The sequence below is a fragment of the Nonomuraea sp. NPDC050383 genome (genome assembly GCF_044459125.1).
GTDB lineage: Bacteria > Actinomycetota > Actinomycetes > Streptosporangiales > Streptosporangiaceae > Nonomuraea.
In genome coordinates this window covers 228,743-250,899 of sequence record NZ_JBITIP010000002.1, presented here as the reverse complement: position 1 = coordinate 250,899, position 22,157 = coordinate 228,743, and the positions used below count along the sequence as shown (strand labels likewise).

General features: G+C 72.3%; 25 protein-coding genes and 2 pseudogenes. 15 read left to right on the top strand and 12 right to left on the bottom strand.

Annotation, left to right across the window (positions count from 1 at the left end; genetic code table 11):
• Positions 1-40 precede the first annotated feature (40 nt).
• The 3 genes from ACIBG4_RS05930 (at position 41) to ACIBG4_RS05920 (ending at position 1,934) form a co-directional block, all read left to right on the top strand.
• Positions 41-517 (top strand): GNAT family N-acetyltransferase, encoded by a 477-nt coding sequence (locus tag ACIBG4_RS05930; RefSeq protein WP_397200876.1) that lies wholly within the window; start codon positions 41-43, stop codon positions 515-517.
• Positions 518-528: 11 nt separating this feature from the next.
• Entirely contained in the window at positions 529-987 is a 459-nt protein-coding gene (locus ACIBG4_RS05925) for a VOC family protein (protein WP_397200875.1), read from the top strand.
• Positions 988-1,409: 422 nt separating this feature from the next.
• Positions 1,410-1,934 carry a GNAT family N-acetyltransferase gene (locus tag ACIBG4_RS05920; RefSeq protein ID WP_397200874.1) on the top strand — a complete coding sequence of 175 codons (525 nt, stop codon included), beginning with the start codon at positions 1,410-1,412 and terminating at the stop codon, positions 1,932-1,934.
• A 28-nt stretch (positions 1,935-1,962) separates the two neighbouring features.
• Here ACIBG4_RS05920 and ACIBG4_RS05915 read toward each other — a convergent pair whose 3' ends face one another.
• The gene (locus ACIBG4_RS05915; protein WP_397200873.1) at positions 1,963-3,159 is read right to left on the bottom strand and encodes an MFS transporter; all 1,197 of its coding nucleotides are present in this window, start codon (positions 3,157-3,159) and stop codon (positions 1,963-1,965) included.
• Positions 3,160-3,187: 28 nt separating this feature from the next.
• On the opposite strand from ACIBG4_RS05915, the gene ACIBG4_RS05910 reads away from it, so the two are divergent.
• Entirely contained in the window at positions 3,188-3,637 is a 450-nt protein-coding gene (locus ACIBG4_RS05910) for a MerR family transcriptional regulator (protein WP_355442413.1), read from the top strand.
• Here the strand turns inward: ACIBG4_RS05910 and ACIBG4_RS05905 are convergent.
• Positions 3,634-4,299 carry a DUF4232 domain-containing protein gene (locus ACIBG4_RS05905; protein WP_397200872.1) on the bottom strand — a complete coding sequence of 222 codons (666 nt, stop codon included), beginning with the start codon at positions 4,297-4,299 and terminating at the stop codon, positions 3,634-3,636. The two genes, ACIBG4_RS05910 and ACIBG4_RS05905, sit on opposite strands and share 4 nt — an antisense overlap.
• 54 nt (positions 4,300-4,353) lie before the next feature.
• On the bottom strand, positions 4,354-6,276 hold the full coding sequence (locus ACIBG4_RS05900) for a Xaa-Pro dipeptidyl-peptidase (protein WP_397200871.1): 1,923 nt from the start codon (positions 6,274-6,276) through the stop codon (positions 4,354-4,356).
• Positions 6,277-6,524: 248 nt separating this feature from the next.
• Between ACIBG4_RS05900 and ACIBG4_RS05895 the strand changes: the two genes are divergently transcribed.
• Together ACIBG4_RS05895 and ACIBG4_RS05890 are read left to right on the top strand one after the other, a co-directional pair.
• Complete coding sequence (locus tag ACIBG4_RS05895; protein ID WP_397200870.1) at positions 6,525-7,223, top strand: FadR/GntR family transcriptional regulator; 699 nt, start codon at positions 6,525-6,527, stop codon at positions 7,221-7,223.
• A gap of 9 nt (positions 7,224-7,232) precedes the next feature.
• On the top strand, positions 7,233-7,805 hold the full coding sequence (locus tag ACIBG4_RS05890) for a TetR/AcrR family transcriptional regulator (protein WP_397200868.1): 573 nt from the start codon (positions 7,233-7,235) through the stop codon (positions 7,803-7,805).
• 72 nt (positions 7,806-7,877) lie between these two features.
• On the opposite strand, the gene ACIBG4_RS05885 is transcribed toward ACIBG4_RS05890, so the two are convergent.
• Positions 7,878-8,408 (bottom strand): YybH family protein, encoded by a 531-nt coding sequence (locus ACIBG4_RS05885; protein ID WP_397200867.1) that lies wholly within the window; start codon positions 8,406-8,408, stop codon positions 7,878-7,880.
• 444 nt (positions 8,409-8,852) lie between these two features.
• Here ACIBG4_RS05885 and ACIBG4_RS05880 point away from each other — a divergent pair, with 444 nt between their 5' ends.
• Positions 8,853-9,086: a CDGSH iron-sulfur domain-containing protein gene (locus ACIBG4_RS05880; protein ID WP_310710844.1), complete on the top strand. Its 234-nt coding sequence runs from the start codon at positions 8,853-8,855 to the stop codon at positions 9,084-9,086.
• 157 nt (positions 9,087-9,243) lie between these two features.
• Entirely contained in the window at positions 9,244-9,519 is a 276-nt protein-coding gene (locus tag ACIBG4_RS05875) for a hypothetical protein (protein ID WP_397200866.1), read from the top strand.
• 87 nt (positions 9,520-9,606) lie between these two features.
• Here ACIBG4_RS05875 and ACIBG4_RS05870 read toward each other — a convergent pair.
• The 3 genes and pseudogenes from ACIBG4_RS05870 to ACIBG4_RS05860 form a co-directional block, all read right to left on the bottom strand.
• Positions 9,607-10,121, bottom strand: a pseudogene (locus ACIBG4_RS05870) (GNAT family N-acetyltransferase).
• Between the two features lie 36 nt (positions 10,122-10,157).
• Positions 10,158-10,733: an HD domain-containing protein gene (locus ACIBG4_RS05865; RefSeq protein WP_310710841.1), complete on the bottom strand. Its 576-nt coding sequence runs from the start codon at positions 10,731-10,733 to the stop codon at positions 10,158-10,160.
• A gap of 107 nt (positions 10,734-10,840) precedes the next feature.
• Positions 10,841-11,290 (bottom strand): protein-tyrosine phosphatase family protein, encoded by a 450-nt coding sequence (locus ACIBG4_RS05860; protein ID WP_397200865.1) that lies wholly within the window; start codon positions 11,288-11,290, stop codon positions 10,841-10,843.
• A gap of 86 nt (positions 11,291-11,376) precedes the next feature.
• Here ACIBG4_RS05860 and ACIBG4_RS05855 point away from each other — a divergent pair, with 86 nt between their 5' ends.
• On the top strand, positions 11,377-11,841 hold the full coding sequence (locus ACIBG4_RS05855; protein ID WP_397200864.1) for a GNAT family N-acetyltransferase: 465 nt from the start codon (positions 11,377-11,379) through the stop codon (positions 11,839-11,841).
• 16 nt (positions 11,842-11,857) lie between these two features.
• On the opposite strand, the gene ACIBG4_RS05850 is transcribed toward ACIBG4_RS05855, so the two are convergent.
• Complete coding sequence (locus tag ACIBG4_RS05850; RefSeq protein WP_310710838.1) at positions 11,858-12,397, bottom strand: MarR family transcriptional regulator; 540 nt, start codon at positions 12,395-12,397, stop codon at positions 11,858-11,860.
• Positions 12,398-12,436: 39 nt separating this feature from the next.
• On the opposite strand from ACIBG4_RS05850, the gene ACIBG4_RS05845 reads away from it, so the two are divergent.
• Positions 12,437-13,429 carry a DMT family transporter gene (locus ACIBG4_RS05845; RefSeq protein WP_397200863.1) on the top strand — a complete coding sequence of 331 codons (993 nt, stop codon included), beginning with the start codon at positions 12,437-12,439 and terminating at the stop codon, positions 13,427-13,429.
• An 85-nt stretch (positions 13,430-13,514) separates the two neighbouring features.
• Here ACIBG4_RS05845 and ACIBG4_RS05840 read toward each other — a convergent pair.
• A pseudogene (locus ACIBG4_RS05840) lies at positions 13,515-14,063 on the bottom strand (methyltransferase domain-containing protein); the annotation flags it as partial.
• 201 nt (positions 14,064-14,264) lie between these two features.
• On the opposite strand from ACIBG4_RS05840, the gene ACIBG4_RS05835 reads away from it, so the two are divergent.
• From ACIBG4_RS05835 to ACIBG4_RS05820, 4 genes are read left to right on the top strand one after another with little or no spacing between them, the layout of a single operon-like run.
• The gene (locus ACIBG4_RS05835) at positions 14,265-14,978 is read left to right on the top strand and encodes a DNA polymerase beta superfamily protein (protein WP_397200862.1); all 714 of its coding nucleotides are present in this window, start codon (positions 14,265-14,267) and stop codon (positions 14,976-14,978) included.
• Positions 14,975-15,793, top strand: a complete 819-nt coding sequence (locus tag ACIBG4_RS05830) for a DNA polymerase beta superfamily protein (RefSeq protein ID WP_397200861.1) — start codon at positions 14,975-14,977, stop codon at positions 15,791-15,793. The genes ACIBG4_RS05835 and ACIBG4_RS05830 overlap by 4 nt, the downstream gene beginning before the upstream one ends.
• Positions 15,768-16,160 (top strand): hypothetical protein, encoded by a 393-nt coding sequence (locus ACIBG4_RS05825; RefSeq protein WP_397200860.1) that lies wholly within the window; start codon positions 15,768-15,770, stop codon positions 16,158-16,160. Before ACIBG4_RS05830 ends, ACIBG4_RS05825 begins: the two co-directional genes overlap by 26 nt.
• 48 nt (positions 16,161-16,208) lie before the next feature.
• The gene (locus ACIBG4_RS05820) at positions 16,209-18,470 is read left to right on the top strand and encodes a DUF4132 domain-containing protein (protein ID WP_397200859.1); all 2,262 of its coding nucleotides are present in this window, start codon (positions 16,209-16,211) and stop codon (positions 18,468-18,470) included.
• A gap of 83 nt (positions 18,471-18,553) precedes the next feature.
• On the opposite strand, the gene ACIBG4_RS05815 is transcribed toward ACIBG4_RS05820, so the two are convergent.
• Together ACIBG4_RS05815 and ACIBG4_RS05810 are read right to left on the bottom strand one after the other, a co-directional pair.
• Positions 18,554-19,534, bottom strand: a complete 981-nt coding sequence (locus tag ACIBG4_RS05815; protein WP_397200858.1) for an aldo/keto reductase — start codon at positions 19,532-19,534, stop codon at positions 18,554-18,556.
• Entirely contained in the window at positions 19,531-20,427 is an 897-nt protein-coding gene (locus tag ACIBG4_RS05810; RefSeq protein ID WP_397200857.1) for an EamA family transporter, read from the bottom strand. Before ACIBG4_RS05810 ends, ACIBG4_RS05815 begins: the two co-directional genes overlap by 4 nt.
• 63 nt (positions 20,428-20,490) lie before the next feature.
• On the opposite strand from ACIBG4_RS05810, the gene ACIBG4_RS05805 reads away from it, so the two are divergent.
• Positions 20,491-20,991 carry an Lrp/AsnC family transcriptional regulator gene (locus ACIBG4_RS05805; protein ID WP_397200856.1) on the top strand — a complete coding sequence of 167 codons (501 nt, stop codon included), beginning with the start codon at positions 20,491-20,493 and terminating at the stop codon, positions 20,989-20,991.
• A 39-nt stretch (positions 20,992-21,030) separates the two neighbouring features.
• Here ACIBG4_RS05805 and ACIBG4_RS05800 read toward each other — a convergent pair whose 3' ends face one another.
• Complete coding sequence (locus ACIBG4_RS05800; protein WP_397200855.1) at positions 21,031-21,927, bottom strand: LysR family transcriptional regulator; 897 nt, start codon at positions 21,925-21,927, stop codon at positions 21,031-21,033.
• Between the last annotated feature and the right edge of the window lie 230 nt (positions 21,928-22,157).

The following is a 22,157-nucleotide window of genomic DNA, read 5'->3' as shown; positions in this document are numbered from 1 at the left end:
CATGTCCGCACTCGCCTGAGATCTCCCTATCGTTCTCGTCATGACCACAAGCCTCCGGCTCGCGCCCATCACCCCCGCCAACATCGACGCCGCCCTCGGCGTGAAGGTCCGTCCCGACCAGGAGCGCTTCGTCTCGCCGGTGGCGAAGTCGCTGGCCGAGGCCTACGTCCACCCGGACGTGGCCTGGCCGCGCCTCATCCTCGACGGTGAGAGCCCTGTGGGCTTCCTCATGGCGTTCCTCGACATCGACTGGAACGGCAAGGGAGTCGACTTCCGGTCCGGCCTGTGGCGCCTCAACGTGGCGCCGGACGCGCAGGGGCGCGGGGTCGGGCGCTTCGCCGTCGCGTCGGTCGCCGCCGAGGTCAGGCGCCGTGGCGGCACGCAGATGTACGTCTCGTGGGAGCCGGCGGAGGACGGGCCGGAAGGCTTCTACCGGGCCCTGGGCTTCCAGCTCACGGGGGAGACGAGCGGCGGCGAGACGGTCGGCGTACTGGACCTGACGAACCTCTCGTCGTGACGGAGGGCGACATGAACGGCGGACCTGCCGACGAGGGGCCCTCCACCACCGGATCTGTCACCGGAGGGCCCGCCACCGGAGTGCTGCACCACGTCGAGATCTGGGTCCCCGACCTGCACCGGGCCATCACCGGCTGGCAGTGGCTGCTGACGGCCCTCGGCTACGCCGAGTACCAGAACTGGAGCGACGGGCGCAGTTGGCGGCTGGGTGACACCTATCTGGTCCTGGAGCAGTCGCCCGCGCTCAGCGCCGACCGGCATGACCGCCGCCGCCCCGGACTGAACCACCTGGCCTTCCACGTGGAGAGCCGTGCCCTGCTCGATGCCCTGGTCGAGCAGGCGCCGGCACACGGCTGGACGCTGATGTTCGCCGATCGCCATCCGTTCGCCGGCGGGGAGCAGCACTATGCCGCATACCTGGAGGATAAGGACGGGTTCGAGGTGGAGCTGGTCGCTTCCGGCGCCTCCTGATCCGGTCAACCTTCCGTCTTCGTCGACGTAGCCCAGAACGCCTTCGTCCCCGAAAGCGCCACCATCCCGGGCGCTCAGGGCCTCCTCCGGCAGCGGGAGAATGCTTCACTCCGTCCACGGAGGCAGTCCGTTCGGCAGGCGCCACATTGTCATGGCCAGACCGAGGGAAACACCGGGTATTTTCCTTGCTGCAAAGGCAGGCAAGCAGGCTGCTCACGGTGCGCACCCTTGTGGCGCGACTACCACGAAAAGGCCACGGAAACGCCCAGCAGCACTGCTTGGAGAACAATGACACTGACCGCGACGCGAAGCGCCATCAGTTTCCGGAGAACTGCCGGCAGAACCCGCCGCGCGGCCCATTCCCCGACCGTAGCACCGAGAATTCACCGTATCGAAAGCCCAGTCGGGGGACCATGGTGATCATGCCACGATTCATTGATCCGACGCCCAGGCTGCGCGCGTCTTTCCTGGAGGCGGTGGCCGAGTTCCGGGCCGACCGCGACTATCCCCCCTCCTGGTTCGTCGGCGACGTCGACCCGCCCGCCCTGACCGACCCGGACGCTTTCGAGGCGTATGTCGCGCGGCTGCTGGGCGAGCGTACCGAGGCAGGCGCACGCGACGGGTTCGTCCCCATGACGACGCTGTGGTGGGCCGACGGCGAACGCTTCCTGGGCAGGATGGCCATCCGTCACCGGCTCAGCCCGGCGTTGGAGGAGCTCGGCGGTCACATCGGCTACGACGTGCGCCCGTCCGCCCGGCGTCAGGGGCACGCGACGGCCATGCTGGCCGCGGCGCTGCCGATCGCGCGGTCGCTGGGCGTCTCCCAGGCGCTGGTGATGTGCGACAGGACCAACACGGCCTCGCGGCGGGTCATCGAGGCCAACGGGGGCCGGCTCATCGACGTCACCGAGCAGAAGCGCCGGTACTGGGTGCCCACGGGACCATGACGTCCCCCGCGGGATAGGTCGACGGGGGTCAGGCAGCGACGGGGGCCTCGGGTTCGGCGTCCTGCGCCGATGTCCGCGTCCGCGTCCGTGGCAGGACGAGATAGGTGAGGGCCAGTCCGATCAGGCTCAGCACCGCGCCCCCCACGCCGGTCCAGCGCAGAGCGCCGGCGGCGACGATCGCGCCGCCGGCGACCGAGCCCGCTGCGGCGCCGAGATTGAAGGCGCCCACGTTGACGGTGACGGCCAGGGTCGGGGCGGCGCCCGCGTGGTGCAGGATCAGTCCCTGCAGCGGGGCGATGGTCGCGGTGGCGAGCAGGCCGAGCACCAGCACCGCGACCACGGCGGCGGGCTGCCACACCGCGGCGAACGGGATGAGCAGCAGCGTCCCCGTCAGCCCGCCGAAGACCCCGCGTACGGTTGCGCTCATCGACTTGTCGGTCAGCCTTCCCGCGGCGAGGTTGCCGAGGAAACTACCCGCGCCGTAAGCGAGCAGCAGACCGGAGACCGTCGCGACGGAGAAACCGGAGACGACGGTCAGCAGCGGGGCGATGTAGGTGAACACCGTGGAGACCCCGGAGAAGCCCACCGCGGTGGTGGCGATGGCGAGCATGACCGGCCGGCGCGTCACCACACGGATCTCGTCACGCAGTCGCGTGGACAGCCCCTCCTGCCGGGACAGTACGGCGGCCAGGAGCAGCGCGCCTGCCAGGGAGAGACCGGTCAGCACGGCGAACGGAGCCCGCCATCCGGCACTCTGCCCCAGCAGCGCCCCCAGGGGCACCCCGAGGAGCGAGGCCACGGTGAAGCCGGAGGTCACGGTGGCGATGGCCGAGCCCGTCCTCTCGGCCGGGACCACCCGGGTCGCCGTCACCAGCGCCAGGGCCAGGAAGACGGCGTGACTGAGCGAGGACACCACCCGGCCCACCAGGAGCAGTCCGAACGAAGGCGCCACCGCGCTGATCGCGCTGCCCGCCGCGAACAGCAGCATCAGGCCGACGGCGAGCCCCTTGCGCGGCAGACGCGCGGTCAACAGGGCCATGGCGGGCCCTCCGACCACCACTCCGAGCGCGTACGCGGTCACCGCCTGCCCAGCGGTTCCCACGGAGACGTCCAGATCAGCGCCGATCTGGGGCAGCAGCCCGGCGATCAGGTACTCCGAGGTACCCACGACGAAGACGCTCGCGCACAATGCCGCGAGCGTCGCGAAACCCTTGTTCCATGTCATGCCGCAGACGTTAAAGTCTCATATCGATATGAGAGTCAAGTCGAGCGGGCAAGGTCCGCGCGGCGATCAGGAGGTCCTCGTGCGCATCGGTGAGCTGTCCCGGCGGACCGGCGTGGCCGTGCACCTGCTGCGCTACTACGAGGAGCAGGGCCTGCTCCATCCGCAGCGGCGCCCCAGCGGCTACCGGGAATACGTCGAAGAGGACGTCGCCGTCGTCCGCCGCATCCGCAGCCTGCTGGCCGCAGGCCTGAACACCTCGACGATCACCACGGTCCTGCCGTGCCTGCGGGACACCGGCGACCGTCTCGTCCCCACCTGCTCGGACCTGCTCGCCGACCTCCACCAGGAGCGCGACCGCATCGCTCAGGCCATCGCCGACCTTCACGCCTCCATGGACGCGCTCAATGACGTCATCGCCGCGGCCCCGCCCGACGTCACTCGCCGTGCACTGGCTTCACTCGGCGCATCAGCGGACTAGGAGCCACGCCCGCCCCGGGCCGCCTCGTCGGCGGGTCGAGGCGGGGACTCCTGCCAGGCGGTGACCCCGAGGCGGCCCGTGGAGCCGAGGTCCAGGGGCGCGTCCGGGGTGACGCGGTGCTCCCGCCCGCCAGGCCCCGCGGTCACGACCACCGTGGCCCCGGCCGCCGGGAGGCGGCTCGGGTCGTCGTACGTGTTGCGCCACACCAGGGTGAAGGAGGCCGAACGGCCGGGCCGCACGGTCACCCTCCTCGGCCCGGGGTCCCGGACCGCGGTGGTGATCCGCTCGGCGCCGTGGTCGACGGCCACCTTCACCGGGTCGCCGTCCGCGTCCAGGAGCCGTACGCGCGGATAGCCCTCGACGACGCGCGCCCGGCGGCCGCAGTTGGTGAGGGTCACGGCCTGGACGCGCAGGCCCATCGCGGCGTTCGCCGGGCCGGCGGACAGGACCACCCCCGCGTCCGGACAGGGCTTCGCCGCCGGGGGCGAGGCCACGGCCAGGGGTGAGGGCACCGCCGGGAGTACCGCCGGGGGCGAGGACAGGGCGGACGTCGTGCCGGCGACCTGCGCGCCGCACCCCGCCAGGCCCGCCACCGCGGCCAGAGCGGCGGCGACGACGACGGGCCGCGGGGTCCAGGAGGGGGCGGCGCGGAGGAAGGTCACCCGGCTCATCCTCGCGCAACGGGAGGACGAACCGGGCATCACACCTGAAGAACCTCAGAAGAAGCTGAACTCAGGCTCCACCTTCGGCAGCTCCACGCGCGCCGGGCCGCGGAAGGCCGACTTGTCCTGCGGCACGTCCGCCGGCGCGGTGCCCAGCGCGAACGGGATCGAGACGCTGCTGGCGGCCAGGTCGAGCGTCACGTTCGCGCCCGTGCCCGGCTCCTCGCTGTAGGTGCTGTCGGTGCCCGCGACGACGAGCGCGACCCGGTGCCCCTTCGCGAACGTGTAGTCCTGCGGCAGCGTCTGCCACCGGACCTTGCCGAACGTGCCGACCGGCAGCGGGGACGGGCGGCTGAGCGACGCCCGGTTCTGCACGTCGATCCAGCCGCGGGCGACGATCTCGGCGGGCCGGTTCGCCACGTTGGTCACGACCTTCTTGTAGCAGGCGTCGTCGGCCGCGGTGCTCTCGCCGTGGCAGTCCTCCTCGGCCAGCGTGGTGATGCCCTGGCCGCGCCGCCAGTCCACCCGGGTGGCGTCGCCGAAGTCGACGAGCAGGGCGGTGAGGTTGGAGGTGGGCCTTTCGAGCTTGACCGTGAGGTCGGCCGTGGGCGTGCCGGACAGGCGCAGGTCGAGCGGGAGCGGGCCGGTGGTGAACGCGACCCGGCCCGGCTTGGCCGTGCCCACGTCGGCGATCATGTCGGCCTCGTCCAGGGCCACGTCCGCGAACGACGCGGCGGCTCCACGGGCGGCGGGCCGGAGCCCGAGCGAGCCGTCGGCGGCCGGGCGCAGCGCCACCTTGGCCGCGAGCGGCGCCGGCCAGTCGCGCTGGGTGATCCACCGGGCGGGGCCCGTCTGCACGTCGGCGCGCGGCTCGGTCATGATGCCGTTGCGCACGCCCAGCAGCCAGTGGTCGAACCAGCGGTGCAGCGTGTCGACCCACAGGTCCCTGCGGCCCTCGAAGTCGAACGGGTCCACGTGCTGGTACTGGCCGACCCAGATCTTGCGCGGCACGTTCCGTCTGGCGAGGGCGTCCCACCAGGTGGAGAAGTTGTCCGGCTTGACGTTCAGGTCGTTGACGGTGTGGACGACGAAGACGCTCGCGGTCACCTTCGAGGCGTCGCCGAGCAGCCCGGAGACGTAGTCGCGCTCGGCCCAGAACGGGTTGTGATTCCCGGTGTCGTCGCCGTCCTCGGCGTCCATCCGGTCCCGTACGGCCTGGCACTTGGCCTCGGGGTCGGTGTCGACGTAGTCGGCCAGCCAGGAGGCGTAGTCGTAGTTGTAGATCACGCCGTTTGAGCGCTGGTACCGGTACCAGGAGCTGATCGCCGAGATGGGCACGATCGTCTCCAGGCCCTTGACGCCCGTGGCGGCGACGGCGTTCGCGAGCGTCCCGTCGTAGGACTTGCCGATCATCGCGGCCTTGCCGGTGGTCCAGTCGGCCACGGCCGGGGTGCCGTCGGAGCGGAAGGCGCGGGCGCGGCCGTTGAGCCAGTCGACGACCGCCTTGCCGCCCAGCACGTCGGCCTTGCCGCCGATGTCGGGGCAGCCGTCGGAGCGGGTGGTGCCGAGCATGTCGACGTTCAGGACGGCGTAGCCGCGCGGCACGAAGTAGTTGTCGTAGAACAGCGGGAACTTCGTGACGTTCCCGTCGGCGTCGTAGACCTTGCGCTCGGCCTCGTTCCCGCGCCCGGAGTTGTCGTAGTAGGGGCTCTCGTCGATGATCACCGGCACCTTGAGCCCGGGACCGGACTCCTTGGGCCTGATGACGTCGACGCGCACCCGGTCCGGCCGGCCGTCGGCGTCGCTGTCGACGCTCGACTCGACGTAGACGTGCTCGCGGACGGCGTCGGCATAGGAGAAGACCGGCTGGGTGCGGCCGTTCTCGACGGTGATGGCGGGGCCGGCCGCCGCCTGGGCGGGGGTCGCGACCGCCAGGGTGAGGGCGACCGCCAGAAGGGCCGGGCGTAATTGCGACACGCGTGTCCTCCGTGACAAGAAGGGGGGCATGTGATGAAACGAGGAAAAGTCAGGAAATGCCCCCCGGGCAATCTCTCACCCGCCCGCGGGACTGACAAGATCCTGTCCGTACGCGTGGAGACGCCTGTCGGGCCGGTTCCGGCGGCCCGGCGCGTCTAGGCTGGAAGGCCCCACCGGGCGAGAGAGCCCGGGAAAGCGACCTGAGGACATCAACCTTGACGACACCCGGGCTGGAGGAGAGAGGACGCATGCGGAACGTCTCCCGGACCTCGCTCGTGGACGCCGCCATCGAGCAGCTCCGCAAGGAGATCACCGGCGGGGCGTGGCCGGTCGGCACGAAGATCCCGTCGGAGGCGCAGCTCGCGGCGAGCCTCGGCATGAGCCGCCTGTCGGTGCGCGAGGCCGTGCGGGTCCTCGCGCACGCCGGCCTGCTGACCACGCGTCAGGGCGACGGCACGTACGTGACCGCGACGGACGAGTCCAGGATCGCGCTGCGCCGCCGGCTCGACCGCGCCGCCGCCATGGACATCATCGACGTACGGCGCGGGCTGGACCTGGTCGCGGCCCGGCTGGCGGCGGTCCGGCGCACCGAGGACGACCTCGCGGCCCTGCGGGAGACGCTGGAGCGCAGGGACGCGGCCGGGGAGGCCGGGGACCTCGACGGGTTCGCCGACGCGGACGTCGCCTTCCACCTGCGGGTGGCGGACACCGCCGGCAACCCGCTGCTCGCCGACCTCTACCACAGCATGGGCGAGGCCGTCCGCGACAGCGTCAGGGACGTGCAGCAGGCCTCGCACGAGCCGGACACCTCGCACTGGGCCCTGCTGCGCGCCATCGAGTCGGGCGACGCCTCCGGCGCCGTGGAGGCGTCCATGGCCATCCTCGACACGCACGAACGCGAGCTGCGGCCGTCACCGCCGGCCGGGACGGAGCAGGCGCGCGGCTAGGCTCCCCGTATGGGGACCAGACGCGCCGACGCCGAGCGCAACATCGCCGCGATCCTGGAGGCGGGGCGGCGGGTGCTGAGCGCCGACCCGGGCGCGAGCGTGATGCAGGTCGCCAAGGAGGCGGGCGTCGGCCGGGTGACGCTCTACGGCCACTTCCCCTCCAGGGAGGCCCTGGTCGGGGCGGTCGTGACCCACACGGTCGAGCTGGCCGGCACGACGCTGGCGGCCCTCGACCTCGACGCGCGGCCCGCCCGTGAGGCGCTGGCCGAGCTGGTGCGCTCGTCCTGGGACGTGCTGAGCCAGCACAGCCGGCTGTTCCTGGCGGCCGACGCGGCGCTGCCGGCCGAACGGCTCCGCGAGCGCCACGCCGAGCCGCTCGACCGGGTGGAGCGGCTGATCGTGCGGGGCCGCGACGAGGGGGCGTTCCGGACGGACCTGCCGGTGACGTGGCTGGTCAGTACGTTCCTGGCGATCCTGCACACGGCGGCGGGCGAGGTGGAGGCGGGGCGGCTGGCGCGCGAGGAGGCGGGCGAGACGCTGGTCCGCACGCTGGACGCGCTCCTGTCGCCGGCCCCGGCCTGACGCCGCTCCGGGGTTCCCGGGCCGCCCGGCGCGGTGGCCGCCGGACCGGTGACCACCGCGCGGCGGGTGAGGTCAGGAGGACTGGTTGCTGATCAAACGGTCGATCTTCCAGCCGTTGCTCGACTTCTCCAGGATGAAGAACTCCCGGTAGTTCTGGCTGTCCTGCTGGCTGGTCGCCCGGACGAGCGCGTAGACGTCGCCGAGCTTCTCCGTGTCCTCGATCGTGTACGTGCCCGACATCGGCCCGGTCATCATCCCCTGGTAGGCCTTGCGGATGGCGTCGGTCCCGTCGGCGGTCGCCGCGCCCTCGAGGGCGACCACCGCGTCGTTGTCGAACAGCGCCACGACGTCGTCCACCTTGCCCGCCTTGATGGCGCCGAAGTAGCTCTGGACGACGCCCTTGGGCGTGTTCTTGGCCTCCATGCTCTCCGACGGCGAGGCGCTCTCGGTCGGCATCGAGCTCATGTCCGAGGACGGCGCGCCGGGGCTCGCCGCGCTGCCGCCCATGGCCTCCGTGCCGCCACCGGACGCGCAGCCCGTGACGAGCAGAGCAGGGACAAGCGTCGCCAGCAGGAGTGACCTGCCCTGAAGAATCTTGTGCATGGCGGCTTGATGCCCATGCCACTCGTGATCGAATGCCCGCTTGTCCAGTCCGAACCCGCCTTTTACGGTTCGCAGGGATCATGCCCGGCGGGCCGGGGCATCGGGCCGCGGGGTCTTCCGGGGGCGCCCCGCGGCGGACCGGCCGGCCCGTCAGGGCAGGGGCTCCGACGGTGGGTAGACGTGTGGGCTCTGGTGACCCGATGGCAGGACGCAGCGCCGTCCCGAGTCGACACTGGGGCAGCGATCGGCACTGTCACGCTGCGGCAGAGGGGCTGGGGCGTTGGTGACGTTCGGCTCCATTTCGGGCACCCGGTGGACCTTACGGTGACGCCTCGGGGGGTTGGTCGCGTGATGATCACGATCCGACCTCTGAACGGTCTCGCCCAGCGGTGAACCGTCACGGTGAGTGAGTTTTCGCGATTCGGGCCTGGGCAGGTGAGCGGGATGCATACCGACGGTGACGGCGAGGTGACGGTGACTCCCTGCGAGGACGGGCCGCTCCTCGTGCGCGGGAGGTTCCGGCTGGTGACCCAGGACGGGCGGCAGATCGACCCTGGCCGGGCGACGGTGGCGCTGTGCCGGTGCGGGCTGTCGTCCACGAAGCCGTTCTGCGACGGCTCCCACCGGGCGGCGGGCTTCCAGGCCGGCAGCGCCCCGGACCCCGACCCCGCCGCCTGACCCGCACGACACGCTCAAGACCGGGCAAAGTGGAGCAGGCATGCGTTATCGGTACATATCGGGCGGGTAGCAGCACACCACAGCAAGGGGGAGAATCATGATCAAAATGCTGCACAAGATGGGAATCCGATCCCATCACGCCTACATAGCCGGGGCGATGTCCATCGGGCTCTCGTTCGCGACCTGGGCACTGTCCACCAAGGCCGAGCCGGCCGGACTCGACCGTGCCGACCGGTGGGGGATCTTCGTGGGCGAATGGGCTCCCACGTTCTTCGCCCTCGGCGTCGCGCTCCGCCTGGAGGAGGGCGGCCGCGAGTCCATGCAGGGCATGGGCGGCCCCATGCAGGAGATGGGACGCGGGCAGGAAGCGGACACGGACGTGTTCGACCGCGCGTCCAGCGGCATGTCGCACCGCGCCCCCACGGGCATGTAGGCGGGCCGCACCAGGCGTTCCGGATCGCCGCGGGCACCCTCGGGGGGGGCCCGCGGCGACCCTTGTCCGGCGGCATGCGGGCGCCGGTCAGGCGGTGGCGCGCTCCGCCAGGAGCCGGAGCGGCTCGTCCGTCAGCCTGAACGTCGTCCACTCGTCCTGCGGCACCGCGCCCAGCGAGCGGTAGAACCCGATCGCCGGCTCGTTCCAGTCGAGCACCGACCATTCGAGCCGCTGGTAGCCCCGCTCGGCGCAGATGCGCGCCAGCTCCGCCAGCAGCGCCCGGCCGTGGCCGCCGCCCCTGCGGTCCGGCCGCACGTAGGGTCCTCCAGGTAGACGCCGTGCACGCCGCGCCAGGTGGAGAAGTTGAGGAACCACATCGCGAACCCGACGACCTCGCCGGTCCTGTGGCCCCCCTCGTCCTCCCCGCCCTCCGTGTCCTCCGTGGCGACGTGCGCGAACACCGCCGGAGCGTCGCCGAAGAGCGCGGCGCGCAGCTGCTCCTCGGTGGCGCGCACCTCGTGCGCGGCCTTCTCGTACGTGGCGAGGTCGTGGATCAGCCCGAGGATGGCGGGCACGTCGTCAGGGGTGGCGCGGCGAATCATCCCCCCAGCGTAGGGGACCTGCCGCCGGGACCGGTCTCAGGCGCCGTCGAGGACGCGGGTCAGCCAGTCGAGGGTGCCCGTGCGCAGCGCCTCGTCCGCGAGCCGCTTCGCCGTGGCCGTCTTGAGCGCGGCCAGCGAGCTGTCGATCCACGGCTGCACGTTCTGGTGGCCCTGCTCGCGGTACTCGACGGCCTGGAGCAGGCATTCGAGCTTGTCGGCGTCGCGGGCGCACACCGCCTCCAGGCTGACCTTCTCCTCGTACTCGGCGATCGCACCCCGCAGCATGGAGGCCACGGCCTCGGGCACGTCGCTCGTCTGGTCGGCGGTGACGTCCTCGTTGGCGGGCGCCCTGAGGTAGCGCTTGGCGACATACGGGATGTCGGTGATGCGGGTCTCCTGGCTGTCGTGGAACAGGCTCATGAACGACGCCCGCTGCGGGTCTCCCCCCTCCAGCACCGCGACCACCCCCGCGATGACCGCCGTACGGAACGAGTGGTCGGCGATGCTCTCCGGATCCCGCACGCCGGCCACCAGCCAGCCGGTGCGCTTGTAACGCTTGAGCAGCCCCATCTCGTAGAGCAGGCCCGTCAGTCCCGTCATGTCGTCAGCCACGAGGGTCCCCTCTCACCTCGGTACCTATGGGCCGAGCGTAGACGACACTCTCCCCTGCGGGCGGCGTCCGCGCCGACACGCCGCACCGCGCCGCCCCGGACAAGGCCCTAGGTGTCCGCCGGCGTCTCCCCCGGGAAACGGGTGACGAAGCGGCGCTGCCAGGGTGTCTCCACGGCTCCCGGCCGGTAGTGCGCCCGCACGTACGCGACCGCCTCACCGCCCGGCACCCCGTCCAGGACGGCCAGGCAGGCCAGGGCGGTGCCGGTGCGGCCGACGCCGCCGCCGCAGGCGACCTCCACCCGCTCCGTCGCGGCGCGCTCCCACGCCTCGCGCAGCGCCGCGCTCGCGTCCGGCCGGTCCGACGGCAGCCAGAAGTCCGGCCAGCGCACCCACCGGGCCTCCCACCCGACGGCCGGGGGCCGCTTGCCGAGCAGGTACACCCCGAAGGCCGGCACCGGCCCCTCGGGCAGGGGGTGCCTCAGCCCCCGGCCGCGCACGAGCCGCCCCGACGGCAGCCGCAGGACGCCGGCGGCCGCGGGATCCCAAAGGTCGATCATGTGCCGAGGATAGGCCCCGCCGTCGCGGGACGCGTGAGCGCTTCGGGGATGATGTCCTCCGGTGCTCAGGACGGGATGTGACGACCATGACGGATGACGGCGTGCGGCTGCGGACGGCCGAGCCGGGCGACTACGACCGCATCGCCCCGGTGGTGGACGACTGGTGGGGACGTCCCGTCCAGGGCAGCCTGCCGCGGCTGTTCCTCGACCATTTCCACCGCACCAGCCTCGTGGCGGAGGACGGCGACGCCCTGGCGGGGTTCCTCGTCGGCTTCCTGTCGCCCTCGGTGCCCGACGCCGCGTACATCCATTTCGTGGGCGTCCACCCGAGCCGGCGGGGAGACGGGCTGGCTCGGCGGCTGTACCGGGGCTTCTTCCACCTGGCGGCGGCGGACGGGCGCACGCGGGTGCGGGCGATCACCTCGCCGCGCAACCACGGCTCCATCGCGTTCCACACGGCGATGGGGTTCGCGGTGAGGGGTCCCGTCCCGGACCATGACGGGCCGTCCAACGACCGGATGGTGTTCGAGCTGCGGCTCGGCGGCGCCTGAGGCGGCTCGCCGGCGGTCACGGCTCCCCTCGTGGCGGGCGGGGGCCCTCGAACCCGGCCAGCCACCTGATCAGCAGCCTCTCCAGCTGGTCGGCCTCCTCGGGCGTCAGGAAGTCGAGGAGGCCGCGCTCGTTGCGCATGTGCTCGGTGAACGCCTCGTCGAACAGCTCCCGGCCGGCATCGGTGAGCGCGACGACGCGGGCGCGGCCGTCGTCCGCGCTGGGACGGCGGGTGACCAGGCCGCCGCGTTCGAGCCGGTCGATCCGCTTGGTCATGGCGCCCGTGGTCACCATCGTGTACGCGGCCAGCTCGCCGGGAGCCCGCTCGAACGGCTCCCCGGCCCGCCGGAGGGCGGCGAGCACGTCGAAGTCCCCCTCGCCCAGCCCGTACCGCCGGTAGACGACCAGGAGCCGGTCGGTGAGATGGCCCGCCAGGCGGTGCAGCCGCCCGATCACGCCCAGCGGCCGCACGTCCAGGTCGGGCCGCTCGCGGGCCCACGCCCGCAGGATGCGCGCCACGTGATCCAGATGCTCCGGGCCGTCGGGAGAGTCGCTCATGGCTCCACAATAGCTTCCAAGGAAGCTACATTGTCTTCCATGGAAGCCAGTCTGCGGTGGGCTCCGGTCACCGCCCTCGCCCCACTGGCATGGGGCGCCACGTACCTCGTCACCCACCGGTTCCTGCCGGCCGACAGCCCCCTGTACGGCGCCGCGATCCGGGCGCTGCCCGCCGGGCTGCTCCTCCTCCTCGTCCGCAGACGGCTTCCCCGAGGGTCGTGGTGGTGGAGGTCGCTGGTGCTCGGCACCCTGAACATGGGCGCGTTCTTCGCCCTGGTCTACCTCGCGGCCCAGACGCTGCCGACGAGCATCGCCTCGACCATCATGGCGACCTCGCCCGTGGTGATGATGCTGTTCGCCTGGGCCGCGCTGGCCGAGCGCCCCCGGGCGGCGCACGTGGCCGGCGCGGCCATCGGGATCGCCGGTGTCTGCCTCCTGCTGCTGAGGGGCACGTCCACCGTGAACGCGACCGGGGTGCTGGCCTCCGTCCTGGCGATGACGATGTCGTCGTACGGTTACGTGCTGGCCAAGAAGTGGAGCGCGACGGTCGACGTGTTCTCGCTGACGTCGTGGCAGCTCATCGCCGGGGGCGTCGTGCTGGTCCCCGTCGCCGTCGCGGTGGAGGGCGCGCCGCCGTCGCTGGACGGGCCCGCGGTGCTCGGGTTCGGGTACGTGACGATCGTGGCGACCGCGCTGGCCTTCGCGGCCTGGTTCACGGGGCTGCGGCACCTGAGCGCCGGGACGGTCGGGCTCATCGGGCTGCTCAACCCGCTGACCGGCGTCCTGCTCGGCACGGTGGTGGCCGGCGAGACGCTCACGGCGCAGCAGCTCCTCGGCCTCGCCCTGGTCTTCGCCGGGATCCTCCTCGGCCAGCCGGTCACCACCCGCCTCCTCGCTCGCGGCCCCTCCCTCAGACGCCGGCCTCGGCCGTCACCAGGAACATCAGGAACGACGCCAGGAACGGCCGTCCCCGCAGCTCCTCCACCCATTCCTCCGCGGCCGTGCCCAGACGGCCCGCCTCCACGGCCCTGAGCACGTTGCGGCGCAGTCCCAGCAGCCGGTCGGCGGTGTCGAAGTCGCAGAGCACCGGCGCCACGGCGACCACGGAGCGGACGGTCAGCCCCGCCTCGGCGCACAGCCGCGCGAGGCGGCGGCCGATGGTCGCGTTGCGGACGATCTCCGTGGTGATGAACCGGGTCAGGCCGCGGCCCATGTCCGGATCGCGCGAGTCGATCAGCAGGCCCTCCCAGTCGGGTTCGGCCATGACGATCCGTCCCCCGGGGCGGGCCACCCGCCGGAACTCGGCCAGCGCCCTGGCGGGGTCCTCGACGTGCTGGAGCACCCGGTCGGTGCGGGCCCGATCGACGCTGCCGTCGCTCAGCGGAAGGGCGTGCACGTCGCCGGAGCGGATCTCGACGCCGGGCCGTCCCTCCACCCGGGCGGCGGCCTCGGCCACCATGGCGGGATCGCGGTCGACGCCGACGACCCGGCCGCCCGGCGCGACCGCCGCCGCCATCGTCCCCAGATCGGTCCCAGGCCCGCAGCCCATGTCCACCACCGTCTGGCCCGGCCGGAGGTCGAGCAGGCGGAGCACCCGCCGCTTGTAGGCGCGGCCCGGGACGCTCGCGGCCACCTGGTCGAGGTAGGAGATCGGGTCGGGCGGCATCATCCCTCGGTTCTGGATCATGGTCCGAGCCAAGCACACCGGTGTGGCGTTATCGCGGGGAGAGCGTCGAGATCCCGTGCAGCCTCGCCGCCGTGACGCCCGGAATTCCCAGAGGACATCCGCCGATATATCCCGATACGGTGGTCGATCACGGCCGCTCTGCGGCCTCCTCCTCGTACCGCCCCCACGGAAGGGTGACCCGTGAACGGTCCCGGTGAGCTGCTGGGCGACCCGACGACGCCGCCTCCCCTGTCCGGCGCCCGTCTCGGCGACGACCTCCTCCTGTCCGTGGTCACGGGCTCGCGCGCGTACGGCCTCGACTCCAGCGGCTCCGACACCGACCGGCGCGGGGTGTTCGCGGCGCCCACCGAGGACTTCTGGCGGCTGGACAAGCCGCCCACGCACCGCGACGGGCCGCTGCCGGAGCAGTTCTCCTGGGAGGTGGAGCGGTTCTGCGCGCTCTGCCTCGCCGCCAACCCGACGGTGCTGGAGTGCCTGTGGTCGCCGCTCGTGGAGGTCGTCACCCCGTACGGGGAGCGGCTGCTGGAGCTGCGCGGGGCGTTCCTGTCGCAGCGGGCGCACGAGACGTTCGCCGGGTACGCCGACGCCCAGTTCCGCCGGCTCGACCCGGCGGCGCCGAACTGGAAGCAGGCCATGCACATGATCAGGCTGCTGCTGAGCGGGCTGCACCTGATCCGGCACGGCGAGCCGCTGGTGCGGATGGACGCCTTCCGGGACCGGCTGCTGAGCGTCCGGCGGGGCGAGGCGCCGTGGGCGGAGGTCGACGCCTGGCGGGCCGCGCTGAACGCCGAGCTCACCGCCGAGCTGGACGCCGGGCGCGGCGTCCTGCCGGCCGTACCGGACCGGGAACGGGTGGAGGAGTTCCTGATGGACGTGCGCAGGGGGCATCTGTGAGACTGCCCGCCTGGCTGCCGGAGATCCCCTGCGAGCAGCCGTACCCCCTGGCGTTCGCCACGATCAGCGGCGCGCACCTGTACGGCTTCCCGTCGGCCGACTCGGACGTGGACCTGCGCGGCGTGCACGTGCTGCCCGCCGAGCAGGTCGTGGGCCTGCGCACCGGCCCGGACACGCTGGACCGGACGTGGACCCGGGAGGGCGTGGAGGTCGACCTCGTCACGCACGACCTGGCCAAGTTCTGCCGGCTGCTGCTGAACCGCAACGGCTACGTGCTGGAGCAGCTCCTGTCGCCGCTGGTCGTGGCCGCGTCGCCGCTGCACGAGGAGCTCGTCGCGCTCGCGCCGGCCTGCCTGACCCGGCACCACGCCCACCACTACCTCGGATTCGCCCGGACGCAGTGGCGGCTGTTCGAGAAGACGGACCGGCTCAAGCCGCTGCTGTACACGTTCCGGGTGCTCCTGACCGGCCTGCACCTCATGCGCGCGGGCGAGGTCGAGGCCGACCTGACGCACCTGTACGGGTACGGCCCGCCGTACCTCCCCGACCTGGTCGCCGCCAAGCGCGAGGCCGAGCACGGCGCGGCGCCCCCCGTGCCGGGCGCGGCCGAGGACGTGGACCGCCTGACCGCCGAGCTGGCCGAGGCGCGGCAGTCCTCGTCGCTGCCCGACGCTCCGACGGCACACGACGCCCTGCACGACCTGCTGGTACGGGCACGCCTCGGCCAGGCGCCGGCCACCGCTCCCGCTCAGCCGGCCCTGCACGACACTCGTAGGAACGGAATGCTCGATGGCATCGGTGACATTTCGCGATGAGACGGCTACGGGCCGGGCCCTGGAGGAGTTCTCCCTCCCGGACCTGCCCGAGCGGATCTCGGCCCGGGAGCTGGTACGGCTCCGCGTCCGCGAGGAGGTGGCCCGCCACAACGCCGCCCCGTCCTCCCGTTTCCGCGGCCTGGTGCAGCCGACGGACGCCGAGACCGAGCTGAACGGCCACCGGATGCGCGCCCCCCGGCGGCTCGACTGGGAGCGGCAGGCCGACGCCGCCGAGGCCGCGTTCGCGCGCAACGGCTTCCTGCTGCTCGTCGGCGACCGGCAGATCGAGGACCTGGCCGAGGTGATCGACCTGACCGTCGACCCGGTGATCTCCTTCGTGAAACTGGTGCCCCTGGTCGGGGGCTGACCCGACCCCTCGGGGAATCTGTCGGCCGCGTCCGGCAGGATCTTCCGCATGCGGCTATCTCCCTCGGCACGCCACCTGCTGGACCTGATGACCGGAGTCACGGAGGACACCTCGCCGTGGCCCGACGCCACCCGGCTCGGCGCGTTCGAGCTCGGTGCGCTGCTGCCCGCGGCCTACCGGGTCGTGCGCCGGTCGGCGAGCGCCATGCCGGCCCGCTTCGCGGTGGAGGAGGCGGCCAAGGAGCGGCAGCCGCTGTTCACGACCGAGGCGTGCGCGGATCTGTTCGACGCCCTGGTGGAGGGACTGCCCGGCCGCAAGTGGGCCGACATGTGCTTCGCCGCCGGCGCGCTGGTGCGCTGCCCGGACGGGCCGCCGCTGGAGCGGCTGGCCGGGCCCGCCCGCGCGCTGGTCGGCTTCCTGCTGGCCGAGAACCGCCTGGACAACCCGTTCGCGCTGCTGGCGGTCGCCGGTCTCGCCGGGATGGACGCCGAGGTGGCGGAGCGGCTCACCGCGGGGCGCGGGCCGATCGCCGTCGCCGAGGTGGAGCTGGTGCTCGGCTGGGACGCGGAGCGGCGGGCGCTGTTCGCCGAGTCCGTCCAGGAGCGCTCGTACAACTCCTGGCCGCCGCTGCCCGACGTCCGGGAACGGCTGGCCGGCGTGCCCGGCTACCTCGATCTGGTCCGGGCGACCCTGGAGACCGCCGAGGCCCGGGTCGCCGCCATCCACGCCGGGGACATCCCGTACAAGGCGGACAAGGCGTTCGAGGCCGGGGAGAGGGACGCCATCGGGCGGGCCGCGCGGATGGCGCTGTTCCGCGACGAGCCGTGGCTGCCCGGGGTGCTGGAGCGGCTGCTGCCGGGCGTGGCGGTGGCGCCCACGCAGGCCAGGACGCTGCCATCACAGGGAGTGCTGTTCGAGATCGCCCGCGCCGTGGAGGACCACCCGACCCCCGAGGCGATCTCGGCACTGCGCGCCGCCCGGGGGGCGACCCGGCACGCCGGGGTTCCCAAGCAGCTCGACCGCATGCTCAAGCGGATCGAGCCGGCCCTGGCCGAGCGGGTGGAGGTGGCGTTCCGGCTGCCCGACGGGCGGGTGCGGCAGGCGGTCGGCGAGCACACGGCGGTGATCTCGACCGAGGGAGCGGTCGAGCTGTCGTGGTGGCACGGGGACAAGAAGCTCAGGTCGGTCCCGGCGGCGGTCAGACGCGAGCACGGTGACGAGGTCAGACGGCTGCGCGAGCTGGCCAAGCGGGTGAAGCAGCAGCAGGCGACCCTGGTCAGGGCGCTGGAGGCCGGATACCCGAGCGAGGTCACGCCGCCGTACCGGCGGCTGGAGGGGCAGCCGGTCGCGGACCGGCTGATCTGGGAGTTCGAGGTCTCCCCCGGCGAGTGGCGCGCCGAGCTGGGGCTGAGCGTGCCCGACGTGCCGGTGCGGCTGTGGCATCCGGCGCGCGCCTCGGTGGAGGAGGTGACCGCCTGGCGGGAAGTGGTGCAGGGCAAGGAGCTGCGGCAGCCGTTCAAGCAGGCGTTCCGCGAGGTCTACCTGCTGACGCCCGCCGAGGAGGCGACGGAGGTCTACTCCAACCGGTTCGCCGGCCACGTCGTGAGCTACCACAAGCTGTACGCGCTGTTCAGACAGCGCGGCTGGGCCGCGGACCGCCTCGGCCCGTGGGACGGCGGCGGATCCGGCGAGGCCCGGCGGATGCTGGCCGGGGGCCGGTGGCGGGCGTCGTTCTGCCACGAGTACGCCTGGCACGACCACGGTTACGCCGCCACCGACCAGGTCCGCTTCCACCGGCTCGCCGACGGCGGCTGGCGCCTGGCGCCGCTGGCGGAGGTGCCGCCGCTGGTGTTCAGCGAGGCGATGCGCGACGTGGACCTGTTCGTCGCGGTCACCTCGATCGCGGCCGACCCGGAGTGGACCGACCGGGGCGTGGACGGGCTGCGGGACTACTGGCGGACGAGCTCGTTCGGGCAGCTGCCCCCCTCCGCCGAGGTCCGCCGGGACGCGCTGTCCCGGCTGATCTCCCGTACGAGCATCGCCGACCGGTGCACGCTGACCGACCGGTTCCTGGTGGTCCGGGGCGACCTGCGCACCTACAAGATCCACCTCGGCTCCGGCAACATCCTCATGGAGCCCGACGGCGCCTACCTCTGCATCGTCCCCCGCGGCACCGGCGACCGGGTCTTCCTGCCCTTCGAGGAGGACGGCGGCATGCTGTCGGTCATCCTGTCCAAGGCGTTCCTGCTGGCCGCCGACACCGCCATCACCGACCCCACCATCACCCGCCAGATCCGGCTCACCCGGTGATCAGCCCGGCAGGCCGGCCGACCTGATCGGATGGGTGCGCGCTCCCCCGCGCCTTCGCGTGCGACGGACCGCACGACCGGTGATCACTCGTGGCCGCTGACGGGATGCGGCCGGTACGGCGCCTCGAGCCGGGCGGTCTCTCCCCCGGTCAGTGTCACGTCCAGGGCCGCGACCGCCTCGTCGATGTGGTGCACCTTGGTGGCGCCGATGACGGGTGCCGTCACGCCGGGCCTGCCGAGCAGCCAGGCCAGTGAGATCTGGGCCGGTGACCGGTCACGCTCGGCGGCGAGCGCCCTCACCGCGTCGACGACGTCGAAGTCGGCCTCGTCGTGCCGCGACTCGGCGAGGGGGTCGGTGCCGGCCCGCACGGTGGTGGGCTGTCCGTCGCGGGTGCGGTTGCCGGCGAGCATGCCGCGTGCGAGTGGGCTGTAGGGGATCACGACGACGCCCTGGTCCCGGCAGAGCGGGATCATCTCCCGCTCCTCCTCTCGGTACACCAGGTTGTAGTGGTTCTGCATCGACACGAACCGCGTCCACCCTGCGGCCCGGGCGGTGTACTGGGCTTTGGCGAACTCCCACGCGCTCATGCTGGACGCCCCGAGATAGCGCGCCTTCCCGGCTTTGACGACATCGTGCAGGGCCTCCATGGTCTCCTCGATCGGCGTTTCTCGATCCAGCCGGTGGATCTGGTACAGGTCGACGTAGTCGGTGCCCAACCGGCGTAGCGAGGCGTCGATCGCGGCCATGATGTGCTTGCGGGACCGTCCGCGGTCGTTGGGGCCGGACCCGGTCGGATAGTAGACCTTCGTGGCGAGCACGTAGTCATCGCGATGGGGGAACAGGCGGGCGAGCAGCCGCCCGGTGATCTCCTCGCTGACCCCGCCGGAATACATGTCAGCGGTGTCGAAGAACGTCACGCCCGACTCGGCCGCCTGCTTGACGATGGGCTCCGCGGCCTCCTCCTCCAGGTGCCACCGCCTGGTGACGGTGTCGCCGAAGGTCATCATGCCCAGGCAGATGCGTGACACCTTCAGCCCGGACGTGCCGAGCCTCGCGTACTTCATACTGTCTTCTCCTCAGAGGGTTCCTGGTGGATCGCGACGCCGGCCGTGATCAGCGCGATGCCCGCGAGATCCTGGACCGTCGGGGCCTGGGCCAGCACGGCCAGGCCGATGACGGTGGCGGTCGCCGGAAGGATGCTGAGCATGAGCGCGAAGGTCGCCCGGCGCAGGCGAGCCATCGCCAGTTGGTCGGTGACGTAGGGGATGACCGAGGAGCACACGGCGACGCCGAGCCCGGCGAGCAGCCAGGACGGGTGCGCGAAGGCTGCCGTGGCCTCGCCCAGACCGTACGGCGTCACAGCGACGGCGGCGATCAGCATGGCGGCGCCCAGCTGGTCGATCCCGCTCAGGCCCGGGCCGGTGTTGGCGATGCGGTGGCTGAGGATGACGTACACGAGGAACAGCGCGCAGTTGGCGAACGCGAAGACGAACCCCAGAGGCTCGTCGACGAGCCTGATGTCGGCGAGAGCGGCGACCCCGCCGACGGCGAGCACGAGCGCGAGCAGGTTGCGGCCGTTGCGCATGCCGATCGCGGCCAGCACGAGCGTGCCGAGGAACTCGATCGCTCCGACGGTTGACAGTGGGATACGGGCGCAGGCCAGGTAGAACACGGTGTTCATGGCCGCCAGCACCACGCCCAGCGCGAGGAGCAGGCCGAGCTGCGCGGGCCGCAGCCGCCCGGCCAGCCGCCACGGCCGGCACCAGACGGCGAACACCACCGCGGCACCGAAGATCCGGAGCCAGGCGACCCCGAGCACGCCGACGTGCTCGAACAGCATGACGGCGAACGCCGGTCCGAGGTAGTGGAAGACGGCGCTCACGCCGAAGAACGCCTGCGGCGGCACCCGGTCACGCAGGCGTGACGTGGCGTGCGCCGGATTGGCGGGCAACTTCACCGGAGTAGCGTTGCAAACTACGACATCCCAACTGAATGCCTTACTTAAGGTGAGAGGCCGCAATTGCCGTTGAATTCAAGGCCTTCAGGCCATACCTCCTATGACCCCAGGACGATCGACACCGTCAACGCACGGTTGCTCGCCGAGCTGCACGCCGACCCTCGCCTGTCGATGTCCGAGCTCGCGCGTCGGGTCGGCATGTCCGCTCCCGCGGTCACCGAACGGGTGCAGCGCCTCCAACGCTCCGGCGTCATCACCGGCTTCCACATGGACGTCGCGCCCGAGGCCCTCGGCATGACCGTGACCGCGCTCGTCCGCATCCGGCCCGGCCCCGGCCAGCTCCACAAGGTCGCCGAGACCGCCCGCCGGACGCCGAGCGTGGTCGAGTGCCACCGGATCACCGGAGACGACTGCTTCCTCCTGAAGGTCCACGCGCCGTCGATGCCCGGGCTGGAGGAGATCATCGACCGCTTCGTCATCCACGGTCAGACGACGACGTCGATCGTCGTCTCCACCCCGGTCCCGCTCCGCCCCCTCCCGATCCCGGATGCTGACGAGGACTAGGACGGGGAGCGGGGAGGGGACGGCGGCCCGGGTGCGTCGTCAGGTACGGGCGCGGACCAGATCGTGGGCGGCCTCGGCGAAGGCGTGGACGCGGGCGGTCGCGCCTTCGGCGCGCCAGAGCAGTCCCCATCGCAGTGGCTGGGCGTCGCTGAAGGGGACGTAGGCGACGTCGGGGCGGGCGTAATAGCGCCTGGCCTGCGCGCCGACGGGAAAGACGCCGTGCCCGGCGCCGATGAGGGTGAGCATCTCGTTGAAGGTGGAGGCGGAGGGTCCTGCCTCGATCGGCCGCCCGGCGGGGGTGGTCCGCGGGGTCCGGTCGTCGCGCAGGGAGTCGGGCAGCGTGTCCGGCAGTTGCAGCAGCTTCATCCTGGCCAGGTCGTCCAGGGACACCGATGCGCGGCGGGCGAAGGGGTGCTGGGCGGGCACGGCGAGCATCCGCGCTTCGGACACCAGCACGGGCCCGGTGACGATGTCGGACTCGTGGATCGGGAACGTGCCCAGGGCGAGGTCCACCTCGCCGCTCCGCAGCCACGGCATGAGGTCGACCATCTGCGCCTCGCGGAGCCGGACCTCGCAGTCAGGCCGGCGTTGCCGGAACAGCTCGGTGGCCCCGGCGAGCAGCTGACCGCCGGCCGCGCCGACGAAGGCGACCCGGAGCGTGCCGGTGAGGCCGCGGCCGGTGTCGACGGCACGCAGGAGCGCGGCGCCGATCTGGTCCCAGGCGGGACGCGTCTCCTCGTACAGCTGCTGCCCCACCGCGGTCAGCCGCACGCGGCGGCTGGTCCGGTTGAACAGCGGGACGCCGATGCGGCGCTCCAGCTTGGCGATGGTCTGGCTGATGCGGGAGGTGGACACGCGCAGTCGTTCGGCGGAGCGGCCGAAGTGCAGCTCCTCGGCGACGGCGAGGAACGCCTCCAGCTCGTGCCGCTCCAGCATGCGACTCCTTCATCGTTAACACAGGCTTCACGATCGTTGCACAGCGTCGCGTTGATCCGCCACTCGCCCCGGCCGAGAGTGGAACCACTCCGCCGACCGCGACACGTTCGCCCCGCTGAAGAACCTCTACGATGTGGGGCTGATCCGGGACGGCGAGCGCTGGGTCATCCGCCGCATGCGCATCGACAACGCCTGGTACGCCGGCGACCCCGCGGCTGTCTTCGCCGGCT